This is a genomic window from Lascolabacillus massiliensis (assembly GCF_001282625.1).
Taxonomy (GTDB): Bacteria; Bacteroidota; Bacteroidia; order Bacteroidales; family Dysgonomonadaceae; genus Proteiniphilum; species Proteiniphilum massiliensis.
Map to the genome: position 1 here is coordinate 810,537 of NZ_CTEJ01000002.1, position 12,750 is coordinate 823,286.

The 12,750-nt window shown below is 38.1% G+C and carries 8 protein-coding genes; 7 read left to right on the forward strand and 1 reads right to left on the reverse strand.

The genetic code is table 11. The annotated features are described in order from the left end of the window. Window positions 1-27: 27 nt before the first annotated feature. Window positions 28-480: a division/cell wall cluster transcriptional repressor MraZ gene (locus tag BN1354_RS08135; RefSeq protein WP_053826807.1), complete on the reverse strand. Its 453-nt coding sequence runs from the start codon at window positions 478-480 to the stop codon at window positions 28-30. 270 nt (window positions 481-750) lie between these two features. Here BN1354_RS08135 and BN1354_RS08140 point away from each other — a divergent pair, with 270 nt between their 5' ends. The 7 genes from BN1354_RS08140 (at window position 751) to BN1354_RS08170 (ending at window position 12,707) form a co-directional block, all read left to right on the forward strand. After that, window positions 751-1,575: a lyso-glycine lipid O-acyltransferase GlsA gene (locus tag BN1354_RS08140; protein WP_045088928.1), complete on the forward strand. Its 825-nt coding sequence runs from the start codon at window positions 751-753 to the stop codon at window positions 1,573-1,575. A 27-nt stretch (window positions 1,576-1,602) separates the two neighbouring features. Next, window positions 1,603-2,649 carry a glycine N(alpha)-acyltransferase GlsB gene (locus BN1354_RS08145; protein WP_045088927.1) on the forward strand — a complete coding sequence of 349 codons (1,047 nt, stop codon included), beginning with the start codon at window positions 1,603-1,605 and terminating at the stop codon, window positions 2,647-2,649. A 283-nt stretch (window positions 2,650-2,932) separates the two neighbouring features. After that, window positions 2,933-5,893, forward strand: coding sequence for a SusC/RagA family TonB-linked outer membrane protein (locus tag BN1354_RS08150; RefSeq protein WP_053826808.1), 2,961 nt, complete (start codon window positions 2,933-2,935; stop codon window positions 5,891-5,893). 35 nt (window positions 5,894-5,928) lie between these two features. Next, window positions 5,929-7,722: a RagB/SusD family nutrient uptake outer membrane protein gene (locus BN1354_RS08155; RefSeq protein WP_053826809.1), complete on the forward strand. Its 1,794-nt coding sequence runs from the start codon at window positions 5,929-5,931 to the stop codon at window positions 7,720-7,722. Between the two features lie 20 nt (window positions 7,723-7,742). Continuing rightward, complete coding sequence (locus BN1354_RS08160; RefSeq protein WP_053826810.1) at window positions 7,743-9,416, forward strand: hypothetical protein; 1,674 nt, start codon at window positions 7,743-7,745, stop codon at window positions 9,414-9,416. Window positions 9,417-9,432: 16 nt separating this feature from the next. Further along, a complete protein-coding gene (locus tag BN1354_RS08165; RefSeq protein WP_053826811.1) occupies window positions 9,433-10,788 on the forward strand; it encodes an alpha-amylase family glycosyl hydrolase in 1,356 nt (451 codons plus the stop codon). 95 nt (window positions 10,789-10,883) lie between these two features. Next, window positions 10,884-12,707 carry a glycoside hydrolase family 13 protein gene (locus BN1354_RS08170; protein WP_053826812.1) on the forward strand — a complete coding sequence of 608 codons (1,824 nt, stop codon included), beginning with the start codon at window positions 10,884-10,886 and terminating at the stop codon, window positions 12,705-12,707. Window positions 12,708-12,750 lie beyond the last annotated feature (43 nt).

Here is a 12,750-nt window from a genome sequence, read left to right on the forward strand (position 1 = left end):
ATAAAATGATGTCCCCTTAATGGCTTTTTAAAAAGTTCCACCCATGAGTTCTTCCAATTTTGAAGAGAACTCATCTGGATCAACCAATGGCTTTTCTAATTCTTCTTTGGACCAGATTTCAATAGTGTTATCCACACCAAGGAATCGAACATTAGTTTCGATAAAAGCCATCTGTAAATATCGTTTCGGTATAAGCACACGTCCATTTGCATCAATTTCCAATCTTTCTGCATCTAACACAAACTGACGGAAGATTTGTTGCTGTTCTCTGTTCCACTTACTCAATCTGCTTCTGAGCTCATTAATCTCACTTTCCCAAACGCTGCCGGGATAGAGAACAAGACAATTCTGAAAAATATCTTTACGAAGGACTAGAAAACTCTCCCCTTCATTTTGGAGACATTTGCGAAATATGGCGGGAATAAAAATCCTACCTTTTGCATCTGTCTTCGCTTCAATATTTCCCAGGAATTGCAACATTTTCTAAATCATTTTCAACCTAATAGAGACATCAACGGTGTAAAATTACAAAATAATCCACTTTTCCCCACATTTCCACACATTATTTTACAAAAAAGTTATCAACACCTAAACACATACACATATACACCTGATTTAGTGGCAATTGCGACAATTACCAGGATTGTATGTTTAACTCAAATCAGGTTGATTTACAAGAAAATATCGTTTTCTCAGTACTGCATATGCATTTTTTAGTAAATTTGCGATAAAATTAAAGTAGAGTGAGTAATGAGTTCAAACAATGCGTTTAGAATTGATATTGACGGTATTTTAAAGGATAAAGCTCCGAAATATTATAAAAAAATACCCAAATTCCTTATAAACTATCTCAAGCGCACCGTTCATCAGGATGACATAAATGGAATTCTTGAGAGAAACAGGGATTTGGAGGGAGTGGAATTTATGCGTGCATTGGTTGACAAAGAGTTTAATCTGTCATTAAATATAGAGGGAGAAGAAAATATACCAGAAGAAGGAAGGTTTGTATTTGCTTCGAACCATCCTCTGGGAGGACTTGATGGTATCTGTTTATCCGCTGTTTTAGGTGAGAAATATAATGGAAGAATTAAATATCTGGTAAATGATGTTCTCTATTATATTGAACCCTTAAAACCCATATTTGTGCCTATAAATAAATATGGTGCACAGGCAAAGAATTCAGCAAAAGCAATCAATGATGCATACGCTTCAGATAACCAGATTATAACCTTCCCAGCTGGTTTATGTTCCAGAAAGATAAAAGGAGAGATTATTGACCTGGAATGGATGAAGAACTTTATTGTAAAAGCGGTTGAATATAAAAGAGATATTGTTCCTGTACACTTTGAGGCAGTAAACTCTAATTTCTTCTATAATTTTGCAAATATTCGAAAATCTCTTGGGTTTAAATTTAATATTGAACTTATATATTTGCCTGATGAAATGTTCAAAAACAGTAATAGTGAATTCAGAATCATATTTGGGAAACCAATATCATGGCAGGTATTTGATAACTCAAGAACGACTAAACAATGGGCACAATATGTGAAAGATATTGTATACTCAATGAAGTAGTCACTTTTTTAAAGAAATAGAAATCATATGGAAAAGATAATCGATCCGGTAGATAAGAATCTTATTAAATCAGAACTTACAGTTCAAAAGAGAGTAAGAATCACAAATAAAGCTAATAACGAAATCTATGTTTTTACTAGTCATGATTCTCCTAACTTGATGAGAGAGGTAGGAAGACTACGTGAAATTGCATTCAGACATTATGGTGGAGGAACCGGACTTGAGGCTGATATCGACAAATATGATGTGATGAAGGTTCCATATAAACAACTTATTGTATGGGACCCGGAAAATGAAGAAATACTTGGAGGCTATCGTTTCATTTATGGCTCTGATGTAGAGTTTGATGAAAATGGTAAACCTATGTTGGCAACAGCCCACCTTCTTAACTTCTCTGATGAATTTATAAATGATTACCTGCCCTATACTGTTGAGTTAGGCAGATCCTTTGTATCTCTGGAGTATCAGTCTACACTTATGGGTCGTAAAGGTATATTTGCACTTGACAACCTTTGGGATGGCTTGGGCGCCCTCACAGTTATAGATCCTCAGATAAAATACTTTTTTGGCAAAGTTACAATGTATGGAACATATAATAAGCATGCCAGAAACATGATATTATACTTCCTGAACAAACATTTTCCCGATAAAGAGAAATTAGTCACTCCAATTGTACCTTTGGAAACTGATACTGACTATAAAAAAATGGAGGCTCTTTTCCGTGGCAAAAACTTCAATGAAGACTATAGAATCCTTAATAAAGAAGTTCGTGCATTAGGATGGAACATCCCCCCTCTTATTAACGCTTATATGGGACTTACTCCTACTATGCGATTTTTCGGAACATCAGTAAATGATGAATTTGGTGATGTGGAAGAGTCAGGAATCCTTATTGAGATTGATCAAATTCTGGAGGATAAAAGAGCTCGCCATATCGAATCGTATATGAAAAGCAATCCGAGCAAACGCTTTCTGATGATGCTTAGAAGAAGGATTTCAACAAAAACTGGGAAAAAGAAAATCACTTTACTTAAAAAAAGAGATCGGAAAAGAGGAAAATCTGCTTCAAAATGACACAGAACTCCTGTTTTTAACTTTACATACATATAATTTAACCACATTTTTTTACTTTTTGCAACCTGTTAAGTTGTCAATTGTAACTAATTGATAATTTAGCCATTATATCTAATATGCAATCGTTTGCACTGCTTAATTTCGTTAATTAAGTAGATTGCAGAAACATCCCATTTAAGAAAATCTAACTTTGTATAGAGTGTAGAGTTCTTTTAGTTAATCAGATCAATATTATTGATAACGTGGTATTAAAGTAAACAGATAATCTAATAATGTTAACAACATGTATGTAAAATTCAACAAAAAAACGAAAGCGTTTCTGATGATGTTTTTATCGGGGATGCTAATGATTTTATCAGCAAGTGCTCAAACAGGCACTATGATAAATGTCAGAGGTACCATTACGGATATTGCCGGCGAACCAATAATCGGCGCCAATATTCTTTTACAAGGTACTTCAAATGGAACAGTAACTGACTATGATGGCAATTTTGTAATTCAGGTGCCTTCAAACGGGGTATTAGAAGTTAGCTACATTGGCTACAATACTCAAACAATCTCAATCAACAACAGGACTACAATTAACATAGTTCTTGAAGAAGACAGAGAGATGTTGGAAGAGATAGTTGTTATCGGTTATGGCTCCTTAAGCAGAAAAGAGCTTTCAAGCTCTATTGTACAGGTGAACAGAGACCAGTTTCAACCGGGGGCTGTAAGTAATCCAATGGAGCTGCTTACAGGTAAGGTTGCAGGTTTGAATGTTAATAGTACAGCTTCAGCGAATCCAAACTCAAGTTCATCACTTCAGATCAGGGGTGCAACCTCAATATCTGCATCAAACGACCCGTTAATCGTTATTGATGGTGTTACAGGAGGTAATATCAGGAACCTCTCTTCACAGGACATTGAGTCAATGACTGTGCTTAAAGATGCTGCATCAGCTGCTATTTACGGTACACGTGGTGCAAATGGTGTAATTCTTATCACAACAAAGAAGGGGTCAAAAATACCGGGAAAGACTCAGGTAACTTATGATAGTTGGCTAGGCGTGAACCTGGCAAAAGAACCTCGAACCGTACTCACACCTGACGAGTTTCGCCGTTCTAGGAGAGGCACTGACTATGGATACAACACAGTTTGGTATGATCATCTTGTAAGAGATTTTTCATATGACAATAACCAATACCTGTCAATCAATGGAAACACAGGCAGTGGACATTATGGAGCCTCTTTCAACTATAAGAAAGCTACAGGTATTGATATCAAAACAGCACGTGAAGAGTTCGGCAGCCGCTTTGTTATGGAAAACAGGATGCTCAACAACCGTTTGCAATTAAATGGTACACTCAATGCCAGAAGAGTTAACGAAACCTATGGCAATACAGGCATGTTTGATACTGCATTGAATATGAACCCCACCATGCCAATCTATAACGAAGATGGTTCATACTATCAGCCAACTTCACCTACAGGTGCAAGAAATCCAATTGCAGAAGTAAAAGAGATCGATAATAATGGTCAGCGCATCTATGTGATGGGTACTGCAGAGGCAAAATTGAACATCGTTCAGACAGACAATCAGATGCTGAATACTTCTTTGAGCTATTCATTGCACTATGACGATCTTAAAACAAACTATTACACACCTTCCACTTCTGGTGAATCATACTGGAGCGGTTACAAAGGACGTGCGAATGTTGAATATCAGAAATGGTATACCAACCGGCTTGAATGGCTTTTCAACTACTCTTTGGGTCTTGATGACCACACCCTGCAGGCTGTAGTTGGGTATTCTTATGAAGCATCTAATTGGGAGAGACTTCAGGGTAGTAACAATAACTTCAATTTTGACAATATAAAATGGCACGACCTTGGAAGCGGGAGCTATCTTACTGAAGGAAAGGCATCTATGGGCACTGGAGCATCTCTATCCAGGCTTATAGGTGTATTCGGACGTGTGAACTACAACTGGAAAGATTTGATCATGGCTTCTGTTTCATTAAGGCATGAAGGCTCAACAAAGTTTGGTAAGAATCAGAAATGGGGTAATTTCCCTTCTGCTTCAATCGCATGGGAGTTGGCTAATATGGATTTCATGGAGTCAAATTCAGGTTGGATACAGAGTCTGAAACCAAGAATTTCTTATGGTGTAACAGGACGTTCAGATTTCTCAGCTTACCAGTCACTTGCCACATACAGAACAAGATCTCAATATTTTATTGATGGAGAGTGGGTAAAAGGTTATGCTCCATCAAACAATGCTAATCCTAAATTAGGATGGGAAAAAAGCATCAGCACCAACATTGGTGTGGATTTCGCTTTCTGGAACAGGCTCAGAGGATCAATTGACCTGTATGACAGACAGTCTAAAGATCTGCTATATAATTATACAGCTCCGCAACCTCCTTTTGTATATCCTAACATATTGGTTAACGTAGGAACAACTCAAAACAGAGGTGTTGAAGTATCTCTTGAAGGAGACATTTTGAAAAACAGTGAAGTAAAATGGACCTCGGGAGTAAACTACTCTTTTGGATCTACCATACTTAAAACACTCTCCAACGATATTTATGAAGCTTCATATCTGGAACTATACCAAAAACCAGGAGTAGGAACCAGTGAATATTTCTTCAGGGTACAAGAGGGAGGAAAAATTGGTCAATTCTATGGATACGAGTATGTAGGAGTTGAAAACGGGCAGATGATGATATACGACAATGAAAACAATCCAGTTGCGGTAGGAGATGCTAAGGCTGAATATAAGAGATATATCGGAAATGGCACCCCTACAAACTACGCATCGTGGAGCAATACTCTCAGATACAAGAACTTTGATCTAAACATCTTCTTCAGAGGTGCATTTGGATTTGATATTTTCAACATGGGTACTTATGGAATGGGATTAAAAGGTGCAGGTACAGATAATGTATACAGGACGGCTTACACCAAGTATAAAGAGATGACAACAGGTGGTGGTGTGATATCATCATTCTTCCTGGAAAAAGGAGATTATGTAAGATTGGATAATGTCACTTTGGGTTATAATGTACAACCTAAAGAGAACAAATACATTAATAATGCACGACTCTTCTTATCTGCAAAGAACATTGCTACTTTCACAAAATATTCAGGCAATGACCCGTCAATTGTAAGAGTCAACGGAATTGAACCAGGTGTTGACAGCAATAGCGCATATCCAACAGCTACACAAGTAAGTGTGGGTGTAACTCTTAACTTTAACTAATAAAGCTACTTTGTAAAATCCAAATAGAAAAAATTATGAAATCTATAAAATATTACACCCTTATTCTGGCAATGATTGGCATCTCATTGACCTCTTGCTTTAATTTAGATGAAGAGGTTTTCGATAGGGTTGATGCTACTATTTATTATCAGGATGAAGCAAGTGTCAAGAGTGCAGTTGCTTCGATTTACGGAACAGGTGCGTTGAGTTATATAGAATACTTCTGGTACCTGCAGGAATTTTCAGCTGACCAGATCGCATGGAGGAGCTGGAATGGTGGTTTATGGGGATGGGATGAAGCTGAAAAATTTGTACTTTCAAGCCATACATGGACACCGGACTCTAAGATAATTCGTCAAACTTGGGAAACAGCATGGACAACAATCGGACTATGCAACACTTTGATAACCGACTTGGAGGGACTGGATCCTGCCTCATTGAAAATGACAGAGGAAAAGCTTAAATCATATATTGCTGAGGTACGTACTTTACGTGCATGGGCTTATTATAACATTTATGAAGTATGGGGCGGAGCATTACCTCTGAATATTTCGTCAGGTTCTGAAATACCGGGTAGTGCATCTGAAAATTTTGATGAAGGCTGCCAGATTATTTTCGACTTCCTAGTAAAAGAGCTGGATGAGAGCGTTGAATCCCTCACAAAGAATTCTGTAAACAGAATGAATCAGGCTGTAAACAGAATTATTAAAGCGAGACTTTTACTGAATGCTGAACTGTTCATCAAACAGCCAAAATATACTGAGTGTGCAGCACTTTGCCAGGAAATATTAGATAACAAATATGGCGATTATGCATTAGAAAATGATTATAGAAATATATTCTCCATCAACAACACTCAGTCTTCTGAAGTTATTATGGCTTTCTCATTTGAAGTGGGTCAGCTTAATGGCGGATGGATGCGTAATATGCCTTTTCTGCCCTATAATATCTGGGATTACTTTGGAGGAACATATAACCAATCGGGATGGAACTGCACTATCTTAACACCATCTTATGATAACTCAGGAAATGTTCTTCCTACTGGAGGAACTGACAATCCAATATCATTCCTTGAGGCTCCTTACAATGACAAACTTGGTGCAGTTTACGAAAGATTTGATGATCGCGACATACGCAAGCAAAACTTCACATACAATTCAGCAACAGGGGAATATAAAGGTATGTTCCTGAAAGGTGAGATAAAAGCCAATTTAGGTACAGGAGAAGCTTTGAAGGCTGATGCCGACAGAGACGGACAATCACTTGTTTATGTTGATCAGGTTGGAACCTTCCTGAATAAAGGAAGAAACCTTGAGGTTGTTATGTCACCTCGTTGGGGAGAGACCAATTCAGGTGTTCGTCTTGTAAAATACCCTATTTATCCTTCTTCGGCAGGTATCGACTTCCAGGATATTGATGAGGTTGAATTCAGACTCTCTGAAGTTGTATTTATGCTTGCAGAGTGTAAAATGAGAGCAGGAGACTCAAATGGAGCAAAAGAACTGGTGAACAGTGTAAGACAAAGATACTTCTCAAGCAGCGACTGGGCAACCGTGAAAGATCAGCCGGGACCCGGCTTCACCCAGTTTGATATGGATTGGATGTTAAGTCAGTGGGGACTTGAATTCTTATGTGAGGGACGTCGTCGTAGAACTGATCTTCGACGCTTCGACAAGTTCACTCAGGGTCAGTGGTGGTTCTTTGGACGCACTACAGAAGATGGTAAAGAACTTCCTGCAATAAGGGATAGGAAATATGAGTGGTACCCTCTGCCATCTTCGGCTTTAATAGTTAATCCCGGTTTGATTCAAAACCCAAGTTATAACTAACTTTATAAAAGACATACATAATGAAAAAAATATTATATTTATTATTGATATTACCTCTGTTAGCTACATTTAGCGGATGTAGCGATTTGGAGGAAATTGTCTTTGAACATGAGAAACAACTCTTTCCTACCAAAGATGATGCAATTCTTTTGGAAGTGATCATGCCAACAGGTAGTCTGGCAGACGATGAATATTACATTGTTGGTGAATTTAATGGAGGTGAGGATGCAATAGGGAATCCTGTATGGCGTTTGGAAAAAGCGGCCGAGAGCAATCTAAAATGGGGTATATACCTTTACCCTTCCACTTTCGTAAATGGCAAGTCTCTTTCAGATGGCTTCACATTCTATGCAAAAAGACAGGGAGGTGAACGTACAGTTAAAAATGAAACCACACTCCATGAATTAAATGTTACAACCGGTAGTTTCACAAATGTATGGATCGATCGCTGGGAATCTTATTTTGGAGAACCTGTAAAAGATAGCTACAGTATTTATGTAAATAATCAATCTGGTTGGGATGAACTTGCTCTTTATACATGGGGAGATCTCGAAGTTGCAGAATGGCCTGGTATATTGCCGACAGGAACCGAAGTCATTAATGGTGTTACTTACACTGTGTTTGATATGGGCAGAGATGCCAAGGACAAAACCATGAGCTTTATCTTCAACAACAATAATCATGGTAAACAGTTTGATGCTATGCAAGGCTTCACTCTCAACCGCGACGTTTATGTTGTTATTACAGAAAACAGCTATGAGGAGGTTGACCCGAATGTAGCACCGTATAATGGTCACACAGTTTACGTAGATGATCAGACAGGCTGGGATGCACTTGCATTATATACCTGGGGAGACCTGGAATTGAAGGGATGGCCTGGTATATTGCCAACAGGCACTAAACAAATAAATGGTGTAACATATACCTATTTTGAACTAGGTGAAGAGGCAAATGACAAATCTCTCAATCTTATCTTCAATAATAATGATAATAACATACAGCTGAAAGAAATTTCTGTTGTCTTTAACCGTGATTTCTACTTCCAGTTAACCTCAACAGGAAGTGTGGAAATAGACCCTAATGGCGGTGGCGGTGGTGAAACTGAAGAAGGCTATAAAATATATATTGAGGATAACAGTGGATGGGATGCTGTTGGTTTATACTTTTGGGGAGAAGGCGTTTCTGGTCCTGACTGGCCCGGATTAACTCCTGCAGGTACTGAAACAGTAGGAGGAGTCACTTACAAATATTTTGAATTGTCAGGTGAGCTCAACGGTAAATCAATCAGCACCATCTTTAATAACAATGGGGCAGGCGCTCAATTTGACGGACCAGTGGTCACTCTTGACAAGGATTACTATTTCACTATTACAGATAATTCTGCAACTGCAATAGTGCCTCCTGGGCATAAAATCTATGTTGAAGACAACAGTGGATGGGATGCTCTTGGATTCTACTACTGGGGTGATGACGTTTCTGGTCCCAACTGGCCAGGTCTGACTCCTGCAGGTACAGAAGAGATAGATGGCGTTACATACAAATATTTCGTACTGCCTGCAGATCTAAACGGTAAATCAATTAACACCATCTTCAATAATAATGGTGCAGGTGCTCAGTTCGACGGACCGGTGATCAAAATTGACAAAGAGTTCTATTTTAAAATTACTTCTACATCTTACGAAGAGATAGAATGATAAATTAGTTGTTGATATGACAAAACAGAAGAAACTAATCCAAAGTTACATAGGGTTACTCCTTTTAGCAATCTTACTTCCGCAATTTATTGCAGGTTGTGGTTCCAGTGAACCTAATGTGAAGATTGATCCTCCCGGTGATGAAATAGGTAATGAGTGGGTTGTTTATGAGGTCTATCCCGGATTCTATGAAAAGGGTAAATCTTTCAATGCAATTTCCAATCAGCTTGACAACATCAAAGCCCTGGGAGTAAACGTCTTATGGCTCATGCCAATCTATGAAGAAGGTGTACTGAAGGGAATAGGTTCGCCATATTGTATCAGGGATTACAAAAAAGTAAACAGTGACTATGGAACAATTGACGAATTAAAATTCTTGGTTTCTAAAGCTCATGATAAGGGTATGAAGGTGATTTTCGACTGGGTTGCAAATCACACTTCATGGGATAATGCATGGACGCAAAATAAAGATTGGTACACTCAGGACAGCAATGGTAATATCGTTTCACCCCCTGGAATGGGGTGGAATGATGTTGCTGACCTTAATTTCAATAACAACAATATGCGAAAAGAGATGATCGCAGCAATGTCATATTGGATTAATGAACTCAATATTGACGGATACAGATGTGATTATGCAGAAGGTGTACCCGATGATTTTTGGGAAGAGGCCATCAGTGAGCTTAAGAAGATAAAAGGAGATGATCTTCTAATGCTGGCTGAAGGAGGTAAAGCAAGCCTATTGGCTAATGGTTTTGATATGCTTTATGCCTGGGACTTTGCTTACAGACTTCAAGACTTATATGCAGGCAAGATCACTGTAAATAATCTCTATGAAACACACTATCAAGAATATAAAGATGTTCCTGCAGGCAAGCAGAGAATGCGATACACCACAAATCATGATATGTCTTCCCAGCAAACCCCTATACAGGCCTATAAGGGAGAAAAGGGAGCTATATCTGCATTTGTGATTGCTACAACCCTAGGTGGTTCACCGATGATTTACAGTTCGCAGGAGGTTGGATATCCCACACAATTATCCTTTTTTAATTTTATAAATATTGATTGGAACAGCAATCAGTCTTATAAGAATGAATATAAAAAGATAATGGATATATACACATCTTCTGATGCATTAAAAAAAGGATCACTCAGAACTTTTGAAAATGGAAAAGTAGCTACATATGTTCGTAAAAGTCAAAAGGAGACTATCCTGATACTGGTCAACACTGCAAATGAACAGTTTGAAGCAAAAATACCCATTGAATTTTCCCAGGAGAACATGATAAACCTTTTAACAAACTCAGTTGAAAAAATGCCTTCTGTATTGACTTTAGAACCATATCAATACAAGATATTGAAAATCTAAAAAAAATTTAACATATATGAATGGAGCTGTTTGTGAATAAATAATATCTGCAGACAGCTCCTTATTATTAAAATAACTCCCTAAACTTATCACAAATGAGAAAACAATTATTACTTGCTGCACTCTATATTCTGACAATTCAATTGCACGCACAACAGATAAAAATTGATCCTGCTTTCTGGTGGAGCGGAATGATGGAAACAGAGCTTCAATTAATGGTTCATGGTGATGATATTGCTTCATATAAACCTGAAATTAGTTCAGAAAATATAAAAATCAAAGAGGTAGTAACGCTCGATAGCCCAAACTATCAGCTGATTTATCTGGATCTGATCAACTCAAAACCTGAACAGTTCAATATAATTTTCAGAGGACCCAAAAAGAGCTTTACAGTGAAATATGAACTTAAGGAGAGAAACCCGGAAAGATATGAAATAGAAAGCTTTAACTCCTCTGATGTACTATACCTGATAATGCCCGACAGATTTGCAAATGGCGATCCATCCAATGATCAGATAGAAATGCGCATGCCATATAAAGTTGACAGAAACGATCCAAACTCCCGCCATGGTGGCGACCTGAAGGGTATCACTGATCATCTGGACTATCTGTCAGATCTTGGCGTAACGGCAATATGGCTTAACCCTGTTCTAGAAAATGATATGAGAGGTGGATCATACCATGGTTATGCCACTACTGATTACTACAGGGTGGATCCACGTTTTGGAACCAACGAAGAGTATAAGGAGTTGATCGAGAAAGCTCATTCAAAAGATATGAAAGTAGTTATGGATATGATATTCAACCACTGTGGTAGCGACCATCCATGGGTGCATGATGTGCCATCGGCTGACTGGTTTAATAATTTAGGTGAGTATGTGCAGACTTCTCATATGAAGGAGATGTATTACGATCCCTACGCTTCCAAATATGATTGGGACAAGATGGTTGATGGATGGTTTGTCCGAACTATGCCAGACCTTAATCAGCGTAACCGTCATGTTGCAAAGTATCTTATCCAGAACAGTATCTGGTGGATTGAATACGCTGGGGTGGATGGCATTCGTCAGGACACTTATCCATATGCTGATTATGATATGATGGTCGACTGGATTGAAGCCGTTGAAAAAGAATATCCTGATTACAATATTGTTGGTGAAGCTTGGGTAGACAATATAATAGGTACTGCTTTCTGGCAGAGAAATAGTCCGATCAACCCCAAAAACACAAAATTGAAATCTGTCATGGATTTCAAATTGATGGGACTTTCACACGATGCCTTCTTTGATGATTCAAACGGAGGAGGTTTACACAAAATCTTCAATCATATGACCTATGATTTCATGTATCCTGATATCTATAATGTACTTAGATTTCTGGATAACCATGATACGGACAGATTTCTAAAGGAATATCCAACCGATTTATCCAACTGGAAACAGGCGATAACATTTATTCTTACAATACCAGGCACTCCACAGATTTACTATGGTACTGAACTGTTGATGAATGGCACAAAAAGAAGAAGTGATGGCGATATTCGCCGCGATGTCCCCGGGGGCTGGCCAGATGATAAAGTAAATCACTTCACAAGAGAGGGCCGCGATGATATACAGAATGAAGCTTTCGACTTTCTGAGCAAGCTGCTGCATTGGCGTCGTAACAATGATCTGATTGCTAATGGTTCCATGAAGCATTATGTTTTACAAAATGGTGTTTATGTATATGAACGTTACATTGGCAACAGAAATGTTCTGATATTCATGAACGGCGGGAAAAATGAGGTTGAGATAAATCTGGACAGATATGCCGAGTCGATTAAAGGCAGGAATGAATGGACCGATTTCTTATCCGGAGATATCATTTCTCTGGGTGAAAAGATGAAACTATCTCCTAAAGAAATTCTGATTTTAGAGTAACTTTATATTTATTAAACTGTTAACTGAAATAAGCAGTTGGGTA

What these genes read in the sequence shown, in the direction of transcription:
- BN1354_RS08135 (WP_053826807.1), bottom strand. Translation starts at nt 480, where the DNA reads ATGTTGCAATTCCTGGGAAATATTGAAGCGAAGACAGATGCAAAAGGT.
- BN1354_RS08140 (WP_045088928.1), top strand. Translation starts at nt 751, where the DNA reads ATGAGTTCAAACAATGCGTTTAGAATTGATATTGACGGTATTTTAAAG.
- BN1354_RS08145 (WP_045088927.1), top strand. Translation starts at nt 1,603, where the DNA reads ATGGAAAAGATAATCGATCCGGTAGATAAGAATCTTATTAAATCAGAA.
- BN1354_RS08150 (WP_053826808.1), top strand. Translation starts at nt 2,933, where the DNA reads ATGTATGTAAAATTCAACAAAAAAACGAAAGCGTTTCTGATGATGTTT.
- BN1354_RS08155 (WP_053826809.1), top strand. Translation starts at nt 5,929, where the DNA reads ATGAAATCTATAAAATATTACACCCTTATTCTGGCAATGATTGGCATC.
- BN1354_RS08160 (WP_053826810.1), top strand. Translation starts at nt 7,743, where the DNA reads ATGAAAAAAATATTATATTTATTATTGATATTACCTCTGTTAGCTACA.
- BN1354_RS08165 (WP_053826811.1), top strand. Translation starts at nt 9,433, where the DNA reads ATGACAAAACAGAAGAAACTAATCCAAAGTTACATAGGGTTACTCCTT.
- BN1354_RS08170 (WP_053826812.1), top strand. Translation starts at nt 10,884, where the DNA reads ATGAGAAAACAATTATTACTTGCTGCACTCTATATTCTGACAATTCAA.